Source organism: Sulfitobacter sp. EE-36, from assembly GCF_000152605.1.
In the GTDB taxonomy this organism is placed as follows: Bacteria; Pseudomonadota; Alphaproteobacteria; order Rhodobacterales; family Rhodobacteraceae; genus Sulfitobacter; species Sulfitobacter pontiacus.
Window position 1 is genome coordinate 2,102,235 of sequence record NZ_CH959310.1, and the last position, 21,513, is coordinate 2,123,747.

Annotated in this window: 20 protein-coding genes and 1 pseudogene; 9 read left to right on the forward strand and 12 right to left on the reverse strand. The window is 52.1% G+C overall.

Translation table 11 applies throughout. From position 1 onward, the window contains the following. Positions 1–202: 202 nt before the first annotated feature. The 5 genes from EE36_RS12730 to EE36_RS12750 all read right to left on the reverse strand — a co-directional run bounded on the left by EE36_RS12730 (position 203) and on the right by EE36_RS12750 (position 6,288). Positions 203–2,164 carry a DUF3732 domain-containing protein gene (locus EE36_RS12730; protein WP_005852828.1) on the reverse strand — a complete coding sequence of 654 codons (1,962 nt, stop codon included), beginning with the start codon at positions 2,162–2,164 and terminating at the stop codon, positions 203–205. Between the two features lies 1 nt (position 2,165). Continuing rightward, complete coding sequence (locus tag EE36_RS12735; protein ID WP_039911892.1) at positions 2,166–2,666, reverse strand: three component ABC system middle component; 501 nt, start codon at positions 2,664–2,666, stop codon at positions 2,166–2,168. Then, a complete protein-coding gene (locus EE36_RS12740; protein WP_005852830.1) occupies positions 2,667–3,839 on the reverse strand; it encodes an ABC-three component system protein in 1,173 nt (390 codons plus the stop codon). A gap of 459 nt (positions 3,840–4,298) precedes the next feature. Continuing rightward, positions 4,299–5,414 carry a hypothetical protein gene (locus tag EE36_RS12745; RefSeq protein ID WP_005852832.1) on the reverse strand — a complete coding sequence of 372 codons (1,116 nt, stop codon included), beginning with the start codon at positions 5,412–5,414 and terminating at the stop codon, positions 4,299–4,301. Between the two features lie 505 nt (positions 5,415–5,919). Next, positions 5,920–6,288, reverse strand: a complete 369-nt coding sequence (locus EE36_RS12750; protein ID WP_156785541.1) for a hypothetical protein — start codon at positions 6,286–6,288, stop codon at positions 5,920–5,922. A gap of 562 nt (positions 6,289–6,850) precedes the next feature. Here EE36_RS12750 and EE36_RS17350 point away from each other — a divergent pair. Beyond that, on the forward strand, positions 6,851–8,350 hold the full coding sequence (locus EE36_RS17350) for an AAA family ATPase (protein WP_039912265.1): 1,500 nt from the start codon (positions 6,851–6,853) through the stop codon (positions 8,348–8,350). Positions 8,351–8,373: 23 nt separating this feature from the next. Here EE36_RS17350 and EE36_RS17355 read toward each other — a convergent pair. Further along, positions 8,374–8,541: pseudogene (locus tag EE36_RS17355) on the reverse strand (integrase core domain-containing protein); the annotation flags it as partial. 321 nt (positions 8,542–8,862) lie between these two features. Between EE36_RS17355 and EE36_RS12760 the strand changes: the two are divergent. The 3 genes from EE36_RS12760 to EE36_RS12770 all read left to right on the forward strand — a co-directional run bounded on the left by EE36_RS12760 (position 8,863) and on the right by EE36_RS12770 (position 11,464). Beyond that, positions 8,863–9,585: a hypothetical protein gene (locus EE36_RS12760; RefSeq protein WP_005852838.1), complete on the forward strand. Its 723-nt coding sequence runs from the start codon at positions 8,863–8,865 to the stop codon at positions 9,583–9,585. A 176-nt stretch (positions 9,586–9,761) separates the two neighbouring features. Continuing rightward, positions 9,762–10,196: a LexA family transcriptional regulator gene (locus EE36_RS12765; RefSeq protein ID WP_039911895.1), complete on the forward strand. Its 435-nt coding sequence runs from the start codon at positions 9,762–9,764 to the stop codon at positions 10,194–10,196. Beyond that, on the forward strand, positions 10,193–11,464 hold the full coding sequence (locus EE36_RS12770) for a Y-family DNA polymerase (RefSeq protein ID WP_005852842.1): 1,272 nt from the start codon (positions 10,193–10,195) through the stop codon (positions 11,462–11,464). The genes EE36_RS12765 and EE36_RS12770 overlap by 4 nt, the downstream gene beginning before the upstream one ends. 210 nt (positions 11,465–11,674) lie before the next feature. On the opposite strand, the gene EE36_RS12775 is transcribed toward EE36_RS12770, so the two are convergent. Beyond that, positions 11,675–12,154 (reverse strand): CIA30 family protein, encoded by a 480-nt coding sequence (locus EE36_RS12775; protein WP_156785542.1) that lies wholly within the window; start codon positions 12,152–12,154, stop codon positions 11,675–11,677. A gap of 248 nt (positions 12,155–12,402) precedes the next feature. Between EE36_RS12775 and EE36_RS12785 the strand changes: the two genes are divergently transcribed. After that, positions 12,403–13,556 (forward strand): IS3 family transposase gene (locus tag EE36_RS12785; protein WP_156785543.1). Its coding sequence is split into 2 segments (ribosomal slippage): positions 12,403–12,676 and positions 12,676–13,556, totalling 1,155 coding nucleotides; the frame shifts between segments, so codons are not numbered across the junction. An 849-nt stretch (positions 13,557–14,405) separates the two neighbouring features. Here EE36_RS12785 and EE36_RS17360 read toward each other — a convergent pair. Next, positions 14,406–14,651 carry a helix-turn-helix domain-containing protein gene (locus EE36_RS17360; RefSeq protein ID WP_083776467.1) on the reverse strand — a complete coding sequence of 82 codons (246 nt, stop codon included), beginning with the start codon at positions 14,649–14,651 and terminating at the stop codon, positions 14,406–14,408. A gap of 1,143 nt (positions 14,652–15,794) precedes the next feature. On the opposite strand from EE36_RS17360, the gene tig reads away from it, so the two are divergent. Beyond that, positions 15,795–17,126 (forward strand): trigger factor, encoded by a 1,332-nt coding sequence (gene tig, locus EE36_RS12795; protein WP_005852852.1) that lies wholly within the window; start codon positions 15,795–15,797, stop codon positions 17,124–17,126. A 136-nt stretch (positions 17,127–17,262) separates the two neighbouring features. Next, the gene (locus EE36_RS12800; protein ID WP_005852855.1) at positions 17,263–17,973 is read left to right on the forward strand and encodes an FkbM family methyltransferase; all 711 of its coding nucleotides are present in this window, start codon (positions 17,263–17,265) and stop codon (positions 17,971–17,973) included. A 48-nt stretch (positions 17,974–18,021) separates the two neighbouring features. Here the strand turns inward: EE36_RS12800 and EE36_RS12805 are convergent, their stop codons facing one another. From EE36_RS12805 to rpsF, 4 genes are all read right to left on the reverse strand, one after another. Further along, positions 18,022–18,504: a transglycosylase SLT domain-containing protein gene (locus EE36_RS12805; protein WP_240790779.1), complete on the reverse strand. Its 483-nt coding sequence runs from the start codon at positions 18,502–18,504 to the stop codon at positions 18,022–18,024. A 185-nt stretch (positions 18,505–18,689) separates the two neighbouring features. After that, positions 18,690–19,310, reverse strand: a complete 621-nt coding sequence (rplI, locus tag EE36_RS12810; protein WP_005852859.1) for a 50S ribosomal protein L9 — start codon at positions 19,308–19,310, stop codon at positions 18,690–18,692. A gap of 11 nt (positions 19,311–19,321) precedes the next feature. Then, positions 19,322–19,549, reverse strand: a complete 228-nt coding sequence (gene rpsR, locus EE36_RS12815; RefSeq protein ID WP_005852865.1) for a 30S ribosomal protein S18 — start codon at positions 19,547–19,549, stop codon at positions 19,322–19,324. Between the two features lie 29 nt (positions 19,550–19,578). Continuing rightward, the gene (gene rpsF, locus EE36_RS12820) at positions 19,579–19,941 is read right to left on the reverse strand and encodes a 30S ribosomal protein S6 (protein WP_005852867.1); all 363 of its coding nucleotides are present in this window, start codon (positions 19,939–19,941) and stop codon (positions 19,579–19,581) included. A 291-nt stretch (positions 19,942–20,232) separates the two neighbouring features. Between rpsF and EE36_RS12830 the strand changes: the two genes are divergently transcribed. Continuing rightward, positions 20,233–20,727, forward strand: a complete 495-nt coding sequence (locus EE36_RS12830; protein WP_254655583.1) for a hypothetical protein — start codon at positions 20,233–20,235, stop codon at positions 20,725–20,727. Between the two features lie 152 nt (positions 20,728–20,879). Further along, positions 20,880–21,449: a YceI family protein gene (locus EE36_RS12835; protein ID WP_198005504.1), complete on the forward strand. Its 570-nt coding sequence runs from the start codon at positions 20,880–20,882 to the stop codon at positions 21,447–21,449. Positions 21,450–21,513: the final 64 nt, after the last annotated feature.

The window sequence follows — 21,513 nt, forward strand, 5'->3', positions numbered from 1 at the left end:
TGTGCACATAGCTCATGTTGGGCGCACGTTTCTTGTGCAGACTTTTGCTCTTACGCCGCAGTTACGACAGCGCGTTTGCGAGGGGAAACCTCGTAGGTCAAACTACGCTCAACTCTAGGTGTTCTGCAACCAGATTAGGGAACCGTTTAGAGGCTTAGTTATTTTGATTCACCTTCGTAAGAATATGGTTGGGCAATTTATTTTAATTGAGCCAGCTATCGGGGATCAATTTTTCGCCGTCCCTCCATTCAGCCACCTTGTATACATGCTCAAAATCACCCCAAACGTCTTCACCTGCATGATCAAGGACAATAATTTGCAACCGGTTGGCCGCACCTTCCATAACGCTTGAAAAGGCACCAAAGATTTTTTGAACAGCTCGGATATCTTCGTCCCTCCACTCAACGTCCGTAGAGACCCCTTCTCGTTCCACGAGTGCCCTAGGGAAATAGACTTGGCTGGGCTGGTCAAAGACGAGAAAGGATGGGACCGGATGATGCGGGGTCTTTAAGAAGTACACGTGCAGGGCAAGCAGCATGGCGACGTGATAGGCTAGCCAATTTGCACCACTACCAACCTCCCAAAGATACGCCTCTTTGCCATCGTCAACGACTTGGACAGTAAGCTCGCGGATCATCAATCGAATGGGATTATTTGGATTTTCGGCATCAAGATGCTTCACTAACCGCATCGCCTCTGCGTCAACTTCCAAAAGTGCGTTGCGTTGTCTGCGCGCAATTTCACCATCTGATATGCCGTTTTTCAATTCCTCGATCCGTTCCTTCATGGAGTTGACCTCTTGGCGAAGTGGTCCAGTTTGATCTGCGCGGTCATAGACGGTAAGCGCTTGGGTCAGTCGCCCAAGGAAACGCGAAATGTCTTCGCTGCGCTTGAGTTCCGCGTTTACTTCCTCTGAGCGCTTTTCTAGCTCCCGCATCTCTTGGCGAATCTCGCTCAGGTTCCCAAACTCGACCTCTGCGGCTGCCCGTTCGCGGATCATTTCCTTATCCATGCGGTCCGACAACATGGGTTGCGAAGACGCTTGGATTTCAACTTGTTCGAGCGCACTACAAAGTGAGTCAATTTGCCATCTTTGGTGGTCTTCCAGCCGAGCAAGGACGTCGTCCCCATTAGGGTTTCCAAGCGTTCTGAGCCACGTTGACAAGGAAAGGCGGTCACGCTGAATGCGCAAGGCGTCTCCGTATTTATCGCTGCTCTCGATCAGTCGGCGCATCTCATTCAGGTTACCGCGGTGTTTAAATAGGCGCTTCGAAGTATCAGTCTCATCGCGTCTCAGAGTCTCGAGGCGTTTCAAGGCTTGCGACATCCCGCTTAGGCCCGGTCTGGCGTTTGATTCTCGTTGTTCGCTCACCGACCTGAGTAAATCGACGGTTTCGTTCCAATCTGATGGAACCTGTTGTTCAGGTGACAAAAGCCCAAACTCCTGAGCTTGCCGGAACCAAGCACTTACCTCCGCACGCCAAGCTTCGGTTGAGCGAGCTTCAGCCGTTAGCCGCGCCTCCTTACGTCGCAAATCTCTCGATAATTGCTCAATTTCATACCTTGTTAGCAAGGTAGTCAATGTGACTGCGCCTAAAATATAGGGAAAAATAGTTTTTAGCTTTTCTCGGTGTTCCGTGGTGTCAGCCTTGAAGAAAAGCACATCAGGATTGGCAACGACGTTTTGAGGTTGGAATGTAAATGCCATTAGGTCGCGAAAAGCCGGTCTAGTCTTCGAGGGGTTTTCACTACCCGGCTCAAATCCAAGGCCGGGCAATCCTGCCATCCGATCTAGATCCCGTTTTAGCTGAGATCGGTCCTTATTTTTGCCGGGTATCGCATGAGGGATCTCGACGGATGATCCTTCAAGGATAAAAAAGTCATCTGTGCTCTTTTGCTCTCCGGGTTCACGTCTTGCTATCAATAGTTGACCTTGGATGGTGTCCACGACAACCCCAAACCATGCCGACGACTTGCGAATAATACCGACAGGAATAGAGCAGCTAGATGAGCCGAGACAATAATCGATGATCGGAATAATCGCCGATTTTCCGGTCTTCGTAGCACCCGTAATTACATTGATTTTTCCGGCTTCAAAGCCGACTTCTCGTGGAGCTTCGCCGGACTTTGGCCAGATAATCAACTTGGAAATTTGAAAATACATTTCACAGACTCACATTAAGCGTTCTAACTATTTGGACGGAATCAAGTTGCGAAAACCAAACCCCAATTTTTCTTGAAGCAGGCCCCACTTTTTTCACTCTCTCAGGCACTTTCGCCTTGGAGATCAGCTCATGAGAAGTCGCCCTAATCGTTGCGGCCTCATAATCCAGCGTCAGAAGTTTTCTGGAAGCTCCAATCACGACGGAATTTAAGCTGAGCGGACGCATTGCCAACGCTCGCCCATGGATCGACAATAGCTCCTCGCGATTTTCACTCATCTTCTGAACAAACTTGCCTAAGCCTGAACTTTCCCATGTTGACGAAACGGATGTTAACGTTTTCGCATGTAGGACCATCGGCAACACCAAAAAGGCCAACGCAAGCGGGGCTGGGTCGGCATTTCGCTCTTGGTGACCCAATCCAAACTGCCAAAGTGCATATGCACCTAGTGCTGGGTTTTGAGTAATTTCGAGCTCAGAATAGCTGTGATATTCACCAATCAATTAATCGTCCCTACCAAGGATGGTCCTAAACTCAGGATGCCAACCGATCTCAGTTTCAGGTCTATCGGCCAATTCGTGAAAAGTTCCCGGAACAAAATGATCGGGCACCTCTTGGCCTGCGAGTTTTGCGTTTGTCCGCAGGCAAAGCCTGAAAAGTTGCCGTCCTTGAACCTCGACTGAGTGCGCGGCTTGAAAGTCTTCAACCTCACCTTTGTGGATGCCGAAAGAACGGATCAGCGTTCGGTCCAGATCGTCCAAATCACTTTGAGCTATGTCACCTTCTTCAGCCCAAATAGTCTTGTCTGCGGATGTCCGAAGGTAGTCGGCTATTGCGCGTGTCTCCTGATCTTGTCCAATCGCTATCACTTCAAGTTGGCGTACGAACTGGGGGCGCTTTGAGTGAACGCTTGCGACGACCTCAGCTGTGGGCGTAGTGGACCTGCTTGCCAAAAAAGCCGGGAGATTCAGGCGTGCTGCGGATAATCGAATTTCCTTCTTGAATGAGCCAGCGTTTACGACTCCTTCAGCGCCCGACTTAATAAGTTCGTTGGCTTTGTCGCGCGCTAGGCCGATAGCATAGTTCGTGAGCCTTCGTTTGGTTTCATCGTTGTAGGATGGCCCCCACAAGGCTTCAACTGAGTGTTCTGGGCGCTCATGTACGCTCTCGACAGATATCCTTGTTACAAACTCAAGAAACCTATCTGCGTCTAACCCAAGGAACGCCTCCACGAATTTGTTGCACTTTGGTTTTCGTTCTAGCGCATCTCGTTTCTTCAAAATTAGCTGTCTTAGATCTTTCGCGGCCTGCTCGAAGTTTGTAGCATGTATGGCGGCTGCGATATCACCGGACTGAGATGGCGTGACGTAAAGTCGGAAAGTCGTTTGGTAAAGATCGATTTCACCACTTTGAATGTCGGAAACCCAATTTCCAATTGTCTTCCAAAGATCTTTTGACCAGTCGGAAAGGGCATTATGTTTGGTTGCGCTTTTGACTTGTTCAAGAACCTTACCACCTTCCGAAAACCGAATGGCGACATCGTCTTCGCCTTCCATTACAACCTCAGCGTCATCAGGAGAACTTAGCAAGCAATAGCACAGACGAGCTTCTTGCTCGGAGTACCCAAGATACTGTCCGGCGGCTTTATGTTTTGACGGTTTGTTTGCGACGTTCATTTAATCGGAAAAACCTTGTTCTTTTAGAATGGTAGCAGGCGACAATTAGTTTGCACAAGGCCGCAGAGTGACTTCACTCGTTTCAACTCAAAATTGAGCGCACTTCTTTTGCGGCTTGGGACCCTTTCGCCCATTGCCACGGTGTGCGTGGCTTTCGTGCCTTCGCCAATTCTGGGTAATGCTGCGCCATGTACGAATGACTGCTTCAGAGGAGCTGCAGCGCAGCATCATGATTCTCGGCCAAGGTCAGCTCTGGGCCGGTAGCGGCACTTGACACGAATGGCGGAGAGGCGACTTTTGCTGCGTCTGCGAAGGTTCTGTGCCAAATTTGCAAAAGCGGCCATTCAAACCGACACAGACCGAAGCCCCCATGCTGCGCTGCGCACCAAGGTCGGCTTTGCGAAGGAAGCGGTTTTTGCAAAGACAAGCGGATGCTTCCGTTGCCCTATATATGATATGTTAGGTCTGAAAACTAACGGACGGCGGATTACTATCGTATCCGGTGGATTCAGATGCCAAAAGAAACAAAGCACAAATTTCTTGGTATGAATGATTTATAGTTCTTAGAAGGTCGGGCGGGAACTCGCCCTTGCCCTTCTCAAGGAAGGCTTTTGATAGAAATATTGTGCTGTCACCGTCGGGTTGGTAGATTTCGGTTATGTCCTCATCCGCCATTGTTCCGTAAGGAGATCCGTGGGCGAAGCGATTTCGCAAGCCGTTCGTATATTTCAACCAAGTATCTGATTTGTAAATTAACCGAAACTTACCTTTGTGTTTGCGCGCGCCTTCACCAATCTCAAGAAAGCTTTTCCGCTCTAGCAGCCTTATGAATTCGAGCTGCCTTAGTTGAGAGGGCTCAACTGCATTCAGCAGATTAGACATACTATCGATCTCGCTCCCTTTGACCTTCTTCTGATCAATTTGTATGGCGAGAAACTGTGCATAATGATCTCGTGCCGCACTAAACGCCTGAAAGAAGTTGTGTACATAGGCTGATAGATCGAAGTTACGGATGTGCGAATTACGACTGCATTGCGGTCCGCACCTAACAAGTTCGATGTGAAGGTGTTCCGCCATCATGACGATGGCAAAGTTCATCTGGTGCAGGTCAATTGAGATGTGCCTTGCTAAGTCAGCGAGTTTTCTTATCTCAATTTCTGAAATAGCTCCACTTGTTTTTTCGCCGATTAAGTTGAAGGAGGTTCCCGCTTTTATAGCCCTAAGTATCCCACTAGAAATGAATGTCCATCGGTAGCTAGGGTTGTTATGGGGAGGGTTATGGCAAGCTTTGGCTGGAGCCCAACGCCAACGAGCGCCATCATCAGATTTAGTGTCCTGCCTTATTCCTATGATGTCGATAGATCGATCCTTAAGGAAGCTTTGGAACATGTCGCATGGAATGTTCCCACCCCATGTGGGCTCTCCATCTTTCCAAATTGGGTAAATCTGAAGGTACTCATCGTCACGCAGCCGTGCCTTAAGGCCACCAGTGAGAATGATGATCTCATCGACGTCAATGCTTTCGATGGAAACCAACTCAACATCAATTTTCTCACCGCCGTTGAATTTTTCCACGATGCTGCCTTTCGGATCTGGCGGGCTTATACGTCAATCACCGCCCATGATCTCATCCATTTATGATACCAACGAAGCGCTTACCTACTTGGAAGACATAACATGCTGCCGCCGCTTTTACCTAGTTTCGAGCATCACAGTCGTTCCTTCATGACGTAGAGAACAATTGCCTCCCACCTGAGTGTTGAACTGCCATGTCCGCTTCGTGCTCACAACAGTCACCTGGGCAAAGCCAAGTGGGGGCCGTTGGCCCAAATTTAACGCTGTGCCGCGGCAAGGCCGCTGTGAGCCCAGAATAACCGATGCTGCGTTATGCACGAATGCCCGTTACCTTGAGAGCGATCTAAAACCTTCAGCAACCACTTAGTTTTTGAACGAGGTTTTTGGGAGCGTAGACTGGGGGGGGGTGGGCCTGTGCCACAAACCAGGTTTTTTGGAACAGGTATCTAAACAAATGACCGTGTTAATCGCGTGTCGAAGATCATCAAAAAAAAACCGCAGTGAATTACTGCGTTTGACTGCGGACTACATTTTGTAGGATTCCGATGAAGGCGAGGGAGGCAAGGTAGAACACCGGAAAGATAACCCCATTGGGAACGTCTGATAGACCCTTGCCGAGCAAGTGAATGACTACCACGGGGAAGAAGAAAATGATGACAATTGCGCCTTGGAAGTAAGCTGTAGCTTTCTCAATCTTGGGTGACGATGGAAATGCAACCTGTCTATTTGCGGGGCTGTTGAAGATAAGGCGTTTCTTATTCTGATTCATGTAGCGCAGAATAAACACTGAACCGACTATAAAAATCAGAAAGGCGGTCAACTGAAGGCCGAGTGTGGTCGAACCCAAAAGAACAATGGTCATTAGAACGGTCAAACCATGAATCCATAAGGCAATAGAGATCCCAAATCTGCCTCGAAGCGATAAGATGAACATCCAGATTTGGCCCCTTTCATATAGATTCGTAATGTAATGTTACGCTATGCACAAATCGTTCTGCGAGAACTCCGAGCGAACAGTAACACCCTCCCAAAAACGACCGTTTGTTGAACGGCTCGCCAAACCGGACATTGAACCACGGGCAGCGGAAGTCCGCTTTGTCCGCACTCTGTGAATTCGCGACCCTCTTGATTTCGCGGTTGCAGCGAATGGCCGGTCTGACGGGCCGCACCGCAGCAAGGCGATCAATGGGTGAATGGCTGGTAAGGGCCGTCCGTGTTCCTCAACACAAGGGCGGATAGCGGGCATTCGTTTCGTCAACCACCGAGGTCTGCAATGCGGAACAAAGTGGCTATCCGCTGCGATCACGCTAATGGCTGCTTTAGCAGCGCGTTCGATAAACCGTCCTTTGTAAAAGGGAATTACTTGTGCAAGGAGTGAGCCTCTGTAATGGTTTGGCGTAATCGATTTCAGATTAAGCCGCACTTTGGGGTTCTCTATGACTGGCACGATCAATATTCAAAACCTGAGGAATTTAAATAGACTACATTTCAAAATTCCAGACCGAGGAGTAACACTACTGACTGGAAGCAACGGTTCAGGAAAGACGTCTTTGTTAGCGTGCCTTCGACGAATTGGGCACTCCAACGCATTCCCGATTCATTTTCCAACATCCCTTCGATCAGATAGGTTGGACAACCAGTCCGAAGGAACGATAACTTACGAGATCAACAATGAATCTGTTGAGTATGCCTACAGGGGCGAGCGCTGGACGCCTAGACCGAGAAAAAACGCTGATCTTTTCGACAGATTTGGCTATCCTTCTGTAACTTATATTGGGGCCTCAGCCGAGCGTTTTACGCCTAGACCAGAAGATTTTGATACCCAACATATTCGCGGCGCTGATAATGGCATCAAAACCGCTGCAAATCAAATATTTGAAACCAACAAGTTTTCAAAACTACGATCAATTAACCTATCGCGTGGAGCGGGAAATGATGCTTTCGTTCTGGCTCTGGATACTACTCCGCAGACCTACCATTCTGAGAAGCATTTCAGCTTAGGAGAGCTATGTATTCTTAAATTGTTGCGCCTTTTAACTAATGTTGCGAACAACAGCATGATAATTGTGGACGAGCTCGAGATGGCCTTGCACCCTAGAGCTCAAGTCAACCTGCTGCGTTTCTTGGAAAATGAAGCTCGTAATAAGTCGCTGACAATCATTTTTTCGACGCACTCAGTAACTCTCCTAAAATCCGTTGATAGAAGACGAATAATTTACTTGGAAAAACAAGATAGCGGCGAAGTCAAACCTATCTATGGGTGTTTTCCTACCTACGCGCTTGGCAACATTGCTTCCGACGAAGAGATGCTCCCAGATATAATATTGTATGTGGAGGACACGTTTGCGCGTGATGCTCTAACAGCATTCTTTGAGATGTTCGCAGATGAGCGGTTTGATGACCCCACTCAACGTCCCACTGTAAAGGCTGTTCCTGTGGGAGGATTTAAGGATGTGATTTCATTTCTCGAAAGAAATCGCTCGGTCATGCCTCAGCACGTGGTGCAAATTGCAGTATTAGACGATGACGTCAGAACTGAAACCCTTGTCCAGTGGGATGCTAACAACAATCATGCACAACTGGAAAGGTTTCAGCGCCTCGCTCAGAATATTAGCTACTTGCCCTTCACCCCGGAAGTTGGGTTGATAACCTTCATTGTTGAAAATCAAGCTGTATTTGAACAAGCCTTACGTCTTAGGTTTGCTGACAATCAGATTAGAATAGGCCATATCCTTGCTGAGTATGATAGCACTTTAAGCGGTTCAGATCAAAGGCGAGCCGCCAAGTCGGCAGTAAGTAGTTTGCTTGAATATATTCAACGGCGAAGTCAAAGTTCAACTGACGCTGTAAGAGAGCGTGTCTGTGGGGTATTTGCAAATACCTCATGGCAAACAAATCGTCCCCAGTTCATGCGGTTGTTTGGTCAGATGATCTGACCTTCATCCCGTTGATCCTTAACTCATAACGAGAGTTTGCAGGTTTGTTTTTGATAGTTGGGGGTTCCGGATTGGGCAAGCGCGGAGCCCTCAAAGTGCTCAAGTGCCTGCTTTGGCGTCTGGTTTCCGAGCGATGAGTGTGGCCTGACGTTATTGTAGTCGTAGCGCCAGAGGGCCAGCTTCCGCCGCGCACCCGATTGTCTCACAACCAGATTCAAGATCAAAATTTTCAGTAAATTCCCAAATTTTGACGTCATAACGGTGTCTGGATGAAATCTCAGTATTCTGATCCCAATATCTGGTTGTTCAAAGATTGGCCTCTGATTTCATTGCCGCAGTGAACTTCCGATTTCGGTCCGTTCAGTATTTTGCCACTACGGCCTAACTTTTTGTCCTGGCGTAGCGGCTAACCACATTTTGCTGCTATTCAGAACCGTCTAATACTGCTTCCTATACACTGAGCTAACTTAAGTATCATGGCGCTGCGGTGCAGTGTGCGAGACCTTTCAGAAATGATCGAGTACCAAACCCTCGCTGACGACCATCCCGACCTCTTGCGGTCACCGCTGCTACAGGCAGCAGTTCTGACCATGCAATATACGCAGGAACACGGATCGATAGCGATCACCAAAAACAAGGCGTTCAAGCGTACCTTCGTTCATTGGGCCGTACAGAATTTTGACTGGCCAGGGGAAGGTGCGGATGAGGTGTTCCGTTATCATAGGGTGATCAACGAAGCTGACTTCGCGCCGCTCGAAGTGCTGCACTTCCTGTTGATTGAATTACGCCTTGGTCGCCACTTCAAAGACGAGTTCCGGCTCACCAAGCGTGGCAAAGAGTTGGCCCAATCGCCCGGGCGCTTGTTTGTCGAATTGATCCCGTATTTTTTACACGAGGTCGATCACACCTCTTATGCGCGCTTTGATGACCAACCCTTCGGAAATTGGGACGTTTGGATGAATGTGATCAACGTAGAGGCCGATCACGGCATCAGCGAAGTTACCCTATATCAAAAGTTCTATGGTGAACCGGAGAGTGACCGCAATACTTCCAGGCGGAACACATACGCGTTCAAGGCCTGCGTTTTGCGACCGCTTGAATGGGCCGGACTGCTGATGTCGACCCAAGACCAGGGCGCGGAAATGCGCGCTGTCCATGTGTTTAAAAGTCCTCTCTGGCGCAGTGTTTTGAAGTTAGACACTGACGATATGCTTCAGTCGGTACCTTTGCAGTGAGGCACTCTTCACCTTCTGTAAGCAGGGCAGGGGCTCAGGGTGCTATTCTCCATCGTCGAGTTCACAAACTCGGTTCGATCTGATGCCAGCCTCCAGTCCACATCACCCCAAACCAAACTTGACATCGGGCAGGTGAATCGCAGATTGAGAACACATAGAGAACATTCAGGATTCCCATGCCAGTTTACCCAGTCGATAAACCCGTCCACATGCCTTCCCAATCTGTTCGAATTGTCAGCACACCAGTCAGCGCTGGTTTTCCTTCGCCAGCAGGTGACGACCTCGAAGACGAGATCGACCCTATGGCTTGGGTCGTTAGACATCCTTCATCCACATTTTGGTGGCGCGTAGAAGGGGACTGCCTCTGGGACGCAGGGATACGTGATGGTGATATCATCGCTGTAGACCGTGCTGGCAAGCGCCGCATTGGGCGAGCCGTGCTGGCCGTGGTAGATGGTGCTGTCACAGCAAAGATCCTGCGTAAGCGTGGCGACAGATACTACCTCGCTCCTGCGAATAGCCAAGAACAGTTCCCCGACGTCGAACTTACAGAGGATAGCGAGATCTGGGGCGTCATTGCTGGTGTTGTCCGGCGTTACGACTTGGCATGAAGCGGCCTGTTGCCATCAGCGACAGCGCCAACTTCTATGTGAGCGCTGAGAGGATATTCGATCCAACGCTAAAGAATGTCCCAGTGATCGTTCTATCAAACAACGATGGCTGCGCCATAGCGCGCAGCGATGAGGCCAAGGCCTTGGGGATCAAGATGGGCACTCCGCTGCATCACATCCGCGATAAGGTTGAAGCCCATGGCATACGGGTGTTCAGCTCAAACTACACCCTCTATGGCGACATCTCTCGTCGGGTGGTTGAGGTCTACGAAGACTTTACGCCAAACGTTGAGATCTATTCCATCGATGAATGCTTCCTCGACTTTGTTGGTTTCAAAGATCGCACCTCACATGCCAAGGCACTGCGTGCAGCGGTCTTGAGACGAGTAGGGGTGCCAGTACGCATCGGCATCGCCCCAACCAAGACCCTTGCGAAATGTGCGAACGACATTGCCAAGAAGAACCCCATCTTTGCTGGGGTTCTGGATATGATGGACGAGAGCCTTGCAAGCTGGCTGCTGCCGCGTGTGCCAGTCGGGGACATCTGGGGCGTGGGTCGAAAAACCACCGACAAGTTGAAGGCCCTGGGTGTACACACGGCAGCTGATCTTCGTGATCTGCCAATCCGGCGGGCAAGGGCTGTCGGCACCGTGGTGCTGGAGAGGATCGTGCTGGAGTTACAGGGTGAGGCCTGTCTCGCCTTTGAGGACGTAGAGCCACAGCGCAAAGGAATGGCCGTAACACGATCAGCAGGCACTCCGATGGCAGACTTCGACACGCTGTTCCAGGCGATCACCGCGCACGCATCGCGGGGCGCTGAAAAGCTACGCCAGCACGGTTTGGTCGCTGGCACGCTGACTGTGTTTTTCCACACCAATAAGCACCGGCCAGATCGTCCTCAGTATACAGCTTCCAGAACCACCCGAATGACCCCGATGTCGTCGGATACCTTTGATCTCGTTGAAGCCGCACGACGCTGTGCGGAAGCTGGATGGCCAAAGTCGGACGCTGGAAGCTTTGGCTTTACCAAGGCTGGTATCATGCTGAATGACCTGGTGCGGTTCGAAGATCGTCCTCAAACGCTCTTCGATCAAGCGCGAACGAAATCCCCGGCTTTGATGAAGGCTCTGGATGACGTGAATGATCGGTTTGGAAAGAAGACGATGGTTCTTGCCAGCGAAGGTATGAAGCAGGCGTGGCGATTGCGCGCAGATCATCGAAGCCCGCGCTATACCACGCGAATGGAAGACCTGCCGGTGGTGAGATAGGGGAGGTCAACCGGTCCAAACGGTTGGGCTTTTCTTGTGATGTGGGAATCTAAAATCTGACCGTACGCTTCGGGGCTCATGCCGTCCTTCAGAGCGATGTCGATAAGAGATCGCGCCAGTATCTCGCCAGGACCTTAATAAAACTGACGTGCGATGCGGCGAAGTTAGATACTATCGTCAGCCATGTCGTGTGGCACGCAGGAATTCTACTTAGTTCGCCGAGTAAAACCCGATATTGGATACTGCAATACAGGCATCTCGTTCGCGTCCTATCGCCAGTATCCCAATGCGTCTAAGGCAAGTTGGGTCGAAGATAGCTTCCACCCGATGCGAGACCATTGAAGAAAAAGGAATTTTGACCTTTTGCCAGCGTGGCTCGCCCACAAAATCGGCGCGAAAAGATTGCCAGGGTCTGCTTAGCTGCGCCGTGCGAAGCCGAACGTCGTAGGTGTCACCATCGCCGTAAACATCAATTTCGATGCCGTCCCACGCGCTCACGTCCACATCAGCACCACTTTCGTGAAGATCAAATGCCATCTGGATAAAACCACCGTTGTTCTCGAGCGAAACTGTGCCGCGGAGAACCGAGGCGTTGCGTCCGCTAACGATTTCATCTGCGACAGAACCCTCCGAAACTCCGCCCATGACGGTGTCTGACACGAATTCCCAATTTGGTGAGAGTTGCTTCATGGCCATTCTTTACGTGATTTCCAAGGGGCCAGATAGACGCTCGCACCCAATAGAGCGCCTCGCTGCAACCAGCCTATATGTCGGCAATGTATTTGCGGGACGCAAGGAAAGCCAACTCAAGTTTCACATTAATGATTAGGATCATTGCCGTATCAATGTCTAAACAAGTGAGCTACCCCCTGAAATTCGGACACAGACGTAAGCTGCGATTTGTAGTCTGCTGATCTTCACCACGAAGGAGATCAGATATGTCTAAACGGAAACAACATCACCCAGAGTTCAAAGCCAAGGTGGCGTTGGAAGCGCTGAAGGGCGAAGAAACAGTCAGCGAGCTGGCCAGTCGGTTTGGGGTGCATCCAACAATGATCCATCAATGGAAGCGTGCTCTACTTGAAGGCGCGTTAGGCGTATTTGAGCGTGGTGGCCGGAAGGCACCGGAAGTCGATGAAGAGCAGGTCAAAGACCTCCACGCCAAGATCGGGGAGTTGGCCGTCGCCAATGATTTTTTGGCAAGAAAGCTCAAACCCTGGACCGGCAAGTGAGGCGCGGGATGATTGAGCCTGCCAACGCCAACCTGTCCATCAGCAAGCAATGCAAGCTGTTGTCGATCTCGCGATCATCGTTTTACTACGAGCCCAAGGGCGAAAGTGAAATGAATCTCGATCTGATGCGCGTGATCGACAAGCCGTTCCTTGAGACCCCGTTTTACGGGGTGCGCCAGATGACATGGCACCTGCGGAATGACGACCATCTCGTGAACGAGAAGCGGATCAGACGGCTAATGCGGCTGATGGGCCTCATGCCGATCTATCAAAAGCCCAACACAAGCAAAGCCGCGAAGGGGCAGAAGATATACCCCTATCTTCTGCGCGGTCTGCGTGTGGATCGGCCCAATCAGGTCTGGTGCTTGGATATCACCTATCTGCCCATGCGGCGCGGCTTCATGTATCTGGTCGCGATCATGGACTGGCACACACGTAAGGTGCTGGCATGGCGGATATCAAACACGCTGGAAGCGGGGTTTTGCGTCGATGCGCTGAACGAAGCCATCCACAAGTTCGGCCCGCCAGAGATTATGAACACCGACCAGGGCAGTCAGTTCACGTCATTCGCCTGGACGGACCGGTTGCGCCGATCCGGCGTGCGTATCTCAATGGATGGCAGGGGACGGTTCCTCGACAACATCTTCGTAGAACGGCTCTGGCGATCTCTGAAATACGAGTGTGTCTACCTGCATGCTTGGGAGACCGGGTCGGAAGCGAAAGCAGGTGTCGGCAAGTGGATCAAGTTCTATAATCGCAAGCGCCCACATTCCGCCCTTGGCGGTCAACCACCCGCTGTGATCTATTGGCAGCGAAATGAAACAACCCAAACCGATCAGCAGGTGCAAAGAGTAGCTTAAATTACGCCAGATCCTGTCCAGCAAATGGGAAGTAGCTCAGATATCCTACCGAGAAAATTCTACCTTTGAACACCTCTAATTTCAGGGGGGATTACCCTTACTGCCATCATCAATGGCCATAAGCAGAAGGACATCGATCAGCAGCTACCGTGGACTTCAGAGGGTAATGCAACGCTTGCAGGCTAAGTATTTGAAAATGCTGCATTTGGTAATGAATGGTTCGATAAATGTGTAGGTGTTACCAAAGTGATGAATTTAAATGAGTTAGATGCTAGAACGATCCTTGAAAGAGGCGATATGGCCCATCTTTGAGAGGCATTATCCCGAACATCTCTGATGAGGTCGTAGATTGGGTACCCTCGAAATTTGGTTTTCCAGCCCTGAGGTGCCCCTAGCAACCGTATTAAGTTGCTGGGTTCAATATAGCATTTTTGGCGTGCAATGAGTGTGCCAATACGATCAACTGCGATGGAATGATCTTTTGGGGCTTATCCTTCGCGCGCAATCGTTTTTCGAAGTCACTTGGGACTGGATTTAGCCGAGCGGCTGATAATGCGTCTTGATTTAGAATCCGTGGTAAGCCACTCCGCCCACCTTTAATGTGCCGTCGGCCTTTGTATCTAACGCTTTCTCTCCATCCCTTAGTCCCTGAGAAACTCCACTATAGTCGCAATCGCGAAACCCCCGCCCAGTATCCGTCAGAAACGGATTCGCAGCTCAGGCGAAAACTGGGAAGGTGCTGTCCAGGCAACGCTTACGGCTTTACCCTATTTGAATAACTAAAATAGGGTAAAGCTACATTCCGGGCTATACTCAGGTAAACCTAAAGGCAATTTACATTTACATAACTTAAGCGTGCATGTCTTTTTCTGCTTCTAAAATAAGCTGGCTAAGTGGCATATCAAAGACGCTACTCATACGTCTCAGGGTATCCAGCGATGGTTGGTGCTTTCCTGTCTCCATTAGGGATACGTATCGCATACTTCTCCCAGCCCTGTGAGCGAGCTCTTCTTGAGACATATTCAACGCACGACGATGTCTTCGTAGGACGGACGCCAGCGCGCTTAACAAAGGGTCAATATGTGTAGAATCCATTTGCAGACATAGGCGGCAAATCTCTGGTTGCGGCTATGAAGTAAACTGTGAATAATGTCGCCCTGTAATACAGGACTTGAAGTTTTGAGAGTCCTCAGTACTTGGAAAGCAGTAGCTATGGCCAAAGTGACATATAATGAAGAACAGTTGGCCGCATTGGTGGCAAAAATTGCGAGGGTTGTATTAGAGGAGGTTGAAGGGGCTCAGGAGCCAGATAAGCTGGGTCCACTCGATCCGCTGCCCAGACCGCAGGGTAGGCCTCGATCTAAATACACGGCATACTTGCACCTGAGGGTTTTGCCGGGGGACGCAGAGTGGTTTCAGAGAACGTCCGACGAATTAGGGCTCCAGAGGGGAGCGTTTTTATCGCGTATCCGCAAAGCGTACTGCCAATAAATTATATGAAGATATTAAGTGCTTATTAGAAGGAACTCTTCTTATCCATACTATGTTCTAGATCGGCATCAAAGTTCTAGATCTTGGCGATCTGCGCACTAGTCCCGTCAAGATCTACACTGTGCCACTGGGGTTAGAGGCGCTACCTTACCTGCCCCCGGAAGCTTCCCTCAACGTAATGTAGGCTTTGCTCAAGTCTCTAAGCAGCAAATAATCGCAACAGATTCGTTTTGCCGAAGCCTAATTAGATGGGATGAAAGTATACCTAAAAAAAAGGATTTCAACATAGCGCTGTGTCTCGACATTAGGAGAATGGTTGAGCCAGGTTGTGCCCTTTTCCGACGGAGACTTCATTTATCGTAGACGGAAGAGGGCACACGTCCGCATGCGGACGTTTTTTTGAAACCGTTTTAAAGCTGAAAGGCAGCGGCGTTGAAACGATTTTTTTACCGTTTTAATTGAGTTTAGTCCATAAAACAAGCTATGTTACGTTTTATAAGCATATATTATAAAGAAGCGCTTGGCATGTCCTGAGCCGGATGCGGTGCCTCGGGGGCTGATTATGCGCCCACTGGACGCCGCCCGAGACGTTTAATGCCATCGGTACGCGGGGGCAGGGGGCAATTCGCCCCGTCCCACGGGACCCCGCCGCCAAATCCGCTTGCGCCCAAGCGCAGGCCCCAATAGAAGAGCGGAAATTTTTCCGCCCGCGCCCCGCAATGCGCGGCCTTACCCTATGGAGCAAACATGCAGGTCAACGAGACGCTGAACGAAGGTCTGAAACGCGGCTATGCCATCACTGTGACAGCAGCTGAGCTGGAGGCCAAGGTCAACGAAAAGCTGGCCGAAGCGCAGCCCGAAGTCGAGATGAAGGGTTTCCGCAAAGGTAAAGTCCCAATGGCGCTGCTGAAAAAGCAGTTCGGCCAAAAGGTTATGGGCGAAGCAATGCAGGAAAGCATTGATGGCGCCATGCAAGAGCATTTTGAAAAGTCCGGCGATCGCCCTGCGATGCAGCCCGACGTCAAAATGGCGAATGAAGACTGGAAAGAAGGCGACGACGTCGAGGTCACCATGACCTACGAAGCACTGCCCGATATCCCAGAAGTCGACCTGTCGTCCATCACGCTGGAAAAAATGGTTGTCAAAGCCGATGACGCCGCCGTTGAAGAAGCGCTGGCCAACCTGGCAGAGACCGCACAGGACTTTGAAGCCCGCGAAGAGGGTGCCAAGGCAGAAGACGGCGACCAGATCACATTCGATTTCCTCGGCAAAGTAGACGGCGAAGCCTTTGAAGGCGGCGCGGCAGAAGATTACCCGCTGGTCCTGGGCTCCAACTCCTTCATCCCCGGTTTCGAAGAGCAGCTAGTCGGTGTTGTGGCAGGCGACGAGAAAGACGTAACGGTTTCCTTCCCGGAAGATTACCAAGCACCTCACCTCGCCGGCAAAGAAGCCGTGTTCGAGTGCAAGGTTAAAGAAGTGAAAAAGCCTGTTGCCGCGAAAGTGGACGACGAGCTGGCCAAGAAATTCGGTGCCGAAGATCTGGCTGCGCTGAAATCCCAGATCGCAGAGCGTCTGGAAGCGGAATATGCCGGTGCGTCGCGCGCTGTCATGAAACGCGGTCTGCTGGACGAGCTGGACAAGCTGGTCAGCTTTGACCTGCCGCCGTCGCTGGTCGAAGCCGAAGCAGGCCAGATCGCGCACCAGCTGTGGCACGAAGACAACCCCGACGTTCAGGGCCATGACCACCCGGAAATCGAAACCACCGACGAGCACAAGAAGCTCGCCGAGCGCCGCGTGCGTCTTGGCCTGCTGCTGGCCGAGCTGGGTCAGAAAGCCGAAGTTCAGGTCACCGACGCGGAAATGACGCAAGCGATCATGAACCAGGCACGTCAGTACCCGGGTCAGGAACGTCAGTTCTTTGAATTCGTTCAGCAAAACCAGCAGATGCAACAGCAGATGCGCGCTCCTTTGTTCGAAGACAAAGTCGTTGATCACGTGTTTGAGCAGGCGACATTGAACGAGAAAGAAGTGTCGAAAGAAGACCTGCAGAAAGCCGTGGAAGAGCTGGAAGACGAATAAGTCTTCCCCTTTTTCGGTATCACAAAGATCAAAGCCGTCCCGATTGGGGCGGCTTTTTTCGTTAGACGGCTGGGGAGTTATCCGTTTTAGTGCAGCAAAATGCGGCAGTTCCGGTCAAGGGGAGGGTGGTAGACACATGTCAGATCAAGCCAGCAACAGGGCGCGCCGCGCCGCGCGAGCAAAAACACCCCTGACCGATGAGGAGCGCAAAGCCCGCCGGCGTGCGAAGCGGAACCTGCGTCAGGCCGAGGCGATGGGCTTTCTCAAGGGGGTAACGGCGATGCTGAAGCCTGGCGATCTGGCAATGGATTGCGGGGCCAATGTGGGTGTCGTGACCCGTTTGTTGGCCGACACAGGTGCCGAGGTGATCAGCTATGAACCCGACCCTTACGCGTTTGAACAGCTCACGACGGCTGTGAAAGACCGCGCGAACGTGCGTCTTGTCAACGCGGCGGTTGGGGCCAGCTCGGGCACTGTGCGGCTGATGCGGGCCGCGAATTTTGACGACAATATGAAGGGGGCATCGGTCAAAAGCACAATCGTCGACGGCGGGCGTACGATTGACGCAGACAATTATGTCGATGTCGCATTGCTCAATTTTCTGGAAATCATCAGGGCTGAAATCGATAAACGCGGCGAGATCGCTTTTGTGAAGATGGACATCGAAGGCGCGGAGCTTGATCTGCTTGAGGCGATGGATGCAGCGGATTTGATCAAGGGGATCAGGTGCTTGGTCGTGGAAACCCATGAGCGCAAGTTCGCGGATCTCAGGCCGAGGTTCCGCGCGCTGCGTGAAACCTTTGCTGCGAAATACCCTGCGCGACAGGTGAACCTCGACTGGATCTGAGGGAGGCACGCCTGCGCCCATGGGGCAGCGCGGCGCGCCTTAGGGAGCTCAGCCTTTGCGCAGACCGGTTTCGACCAGCATACCGCGCCGTTTGGCCTCGTAGTAATAGCCGCGGGCGTACCATTTGATTGCTGTGGCGTGATCGCCATCAGACAGCAGCCAAGCGCCGCGCAGGTATTTGACGCCGTATTTCAAGTTTACATCAGGATCGAGAAGATCGCCGGCATCGCCGCGAAACCCCATGCCGCGTGCGGTGGCGGGCAGGATTTGCAGCAGGCCGAAGTAGGGCCCATTGCGAGCCTCTGGACGGTGGGTGCTTTCACGGATGGCAAGACGGTGGACCAACGGGCGGGGGACTTCGTAGTGGTCGGCCCATTTGTTGATCAGCCCGCGCAGCTCGGGCGTCTCGTTGGGATAGAGCGGCAGCTTGCGGGGCGCGGGGGCGGGCTCTGGTGCGGTACTGGCGCAGGCAGAGAGGGCAGGTGTGCAAAGCAACATCTGGCAAAGGGAACGACGTGTGAGGGCGATCATGCGGGTGACTCGCATCGTTGACGGGAGCCAAATGCTTACAACGCCGGGGGCACCGCGCAACAAGGGCAGCGCCGGATGGGCAGAGGGTCGCTTAGCACAGGGCGGCATATTGCCGATCGCGCAATGAAAAACGCCGCCGCTGAGAGGTCAGCGGCGGCGTTTCATTTGGAATCAGATCGGAAGGCTTAGGCTTGCGCTTCGTCTTCGTCTGTTTTCTCGACAGCTTCTGCCAGATCGTCGTCGTCGGATGCGGCGGAGCCGATATCGTCGAACAGTTCAGAGATCTCGAATTCGGCTGCAGCTTCTTCTTCTGCGGCCAGTTCCTGGATCGACTTGCCTGCGGCCTGAAGCTCGGCCTCTTCAGCGGAACGCGCGACGTTCAGCTGAATTGTGGCTTCGACTTCGGGGTGCAGGATGACGGTGACGTCATGCAGGCCCAGGTCTTTGATCGGGCTGCCCAGAACGACCTGTTTGCGGTCGATGGTAAAGCCTTCGGCTGTGGCAACGTCTGCCGCGTCACGGGTCGTAACCGAACCGTAAAGCGCACCCGAATCGGAGGCGGAGCGGATGACGATGAACTGCTGACCGTTAAGCTTGTCGGCCAGTGCTTCGGCTTCTTTTTTGGTCTCGAGGTTTTGTGCCTCAAGCTGGGCTTTCTGACCTTCAAAGGCTTCGATGTTGGCTTTGGAAGCCGACAGCGCTTTGCCTTGGGGCAGCAGGAAGTTGCGTGCGTAGCCGGGCTTTACGTCCACGACTTCGCCCATTTGGCCCAGTTTGGCCACACGTTCCAGAAGGATAACTTGCATGTGCTTTCTCCTTACTTAACGGCGTAGGGCAGCAGGGCGAGGAAGCGGGCGCGTTTGATGGCACGGGCCAATTCACGCTGCTTTTTCGCGGAGACTGCGGTGATGCGGGAAGGAACGATTTTGCCGCGCTCAGAGATGTAGCGCTGCAGAAGACGTGTGTCTTTGTAATCGATTGCCGGTGCGTTGTCGCCCGAGAAGGGGCAGACCTTACGACGGCGGAAAAATGGTTTAGCGGCCATGGTTTATGTCCTTTATTGCAAGCTGATGATCAACGACGTTCGCGGCGTTCGCCACGCTCGGGGCGTTCGTCACGTTTCTGCATCTGAACCGATGGCAGCTCTTTGTGCTCATCAACTTTGATGGTCAGAACGCGCATCACGTCATCATGCAAACGCATCAGGCGTTCCATTTCCTGCACGGCGGTCGCTGGTGCGTCCGAACGCAGGAAGGCATAGTGGCCCTTGCGGTTTTTGTTGATCTTGTAGGCCATCGTTTTGACGCCCCAGTATTCGCTGTCGACGAGCTTGCCGTCGTTGTCAGCCAAAACTGTGCCAAAATGTTCGATAAGGCCTTCTGCTTGCGTGTTGGACAAGTCCTGACGCGCAATCATAACATGCTCATAAAGCGGCATGTGCACTCCTATTTATATCAAGGCGCATTTCATAGGCAGGGCATTTGCGTTTTGCGGCCCCACCACGAGAGTCTGCGCGGTTCAAAAGATGATGCAAAACGAAGGGCCGATATACACGGTTTTGCAGGCAGGGCAAGGGTGCGTTGGCGCTATGGCACGGGCGTCTATCGATTTGGGGCGGATGATCCTTTGAAAAGTACCACTTCGATCACGGTCGCGCCTCTTTTTCGTCATGAACCCATACGAGAACTGAGGGGGAGATCACACGGTTAAGCAAGGTTTATCAGAACAATGGGCGCAGTTACGAATTTCTCGGCGGATAGTCTTCAGTTTTCGGCACAGGCCGGAATGGTAGATGGCTCTCGGGCGGTGGTGCGCAGCGTCCAGCGGTTGTTGGGGGCGGCCTTGGTACTGGCGGCGTCGGGGTTGTGGCTGACGCCGGGGTCGAACTTTGGGTCAGATGTGATGCTGTTCAAGGTCGGGCTGTCGGCGTTGTCTGTGATGTTGGGGGCAAGCCTTTTGCTGTCGGGGCAAAAGCCCGCGCTGCCCGAGATCCAGATTGACACGCTGCGGCGCGAGCTGCGTCTGGTGCGTCCGCGCACGGTGGGGGCGCAACGGGTGCTGCAACGCTGCAGTTTTGGCGATCTGGGACGGGTGGAGCGTATTGGCCGCAACTTTCACTTCTGGGACGGGCGCGGCAATTTCATCGTTGATGTCCATATTGCAGAGCGCCGCGTGGTCGATAACCTGACCTTTAGCCTGCGCGACTCGGGTCAGGCGATCTGATCGCAGCTTGATCGATATGTGCGTGTTTATGCATGTCTGACGCGCGACTGTTCGCCAATGCGCACTAACTGTTGAACGCTGCTGGGTTGCTGAAACGCTGAAATGCTTCATGTATGGTGCAGACAAACGCCAACAGGAGTATTCCAATGACCATGAAGTCTGTCCTTCTTGCCACCGCCCTGACACTGGGTGCCACCTCTGCGTTCGCCGCCGAGAAATATGTGCTGGACGCAAGCCACAGCCAGATTGTTTTCACCTATAACCACCTTGGGTTTTCGACCACCACGTCGATGTTCAGCGGTTTTGACGGTGAAATCATGCTGGACGAGGCAGAGCCCGCGAACTCCTCTGTCTCCGTATCCTTCCCGGTCAAAGATATGATCACCGGCTGGCAGCCGCGCACGGATCACTTCATGACCGAGGAATTCTTCGGGGCCGAAGATGGCGACATGGTGACGTTTGAATCGACGGGTATCGAGGTCACAGGCGAAAAGACCGCGCTGATCACGGGCGACCTGACCATGAACGATGTGACCAAATCCGTTGTACTGGATGCCAAGCTGAACCAGATGGGCGAGCATCCGATGGCCAAGAAGCCTTGGGCCGGTTTCGACGCGACGACCACGGTCACACGCACCGATTTTAACCTTGGTCAGTTCGCGCCGTTCGTCAGCGACGAAGTGCAAGTGAACATCTCTATCGAAGCGATGAAGGCTGAGTAAGCTTCCCAACGTATAAAGAGAAACGAGAACGCCGGGGCAGGACCCCGGCGTTTTTGCGTTTGTG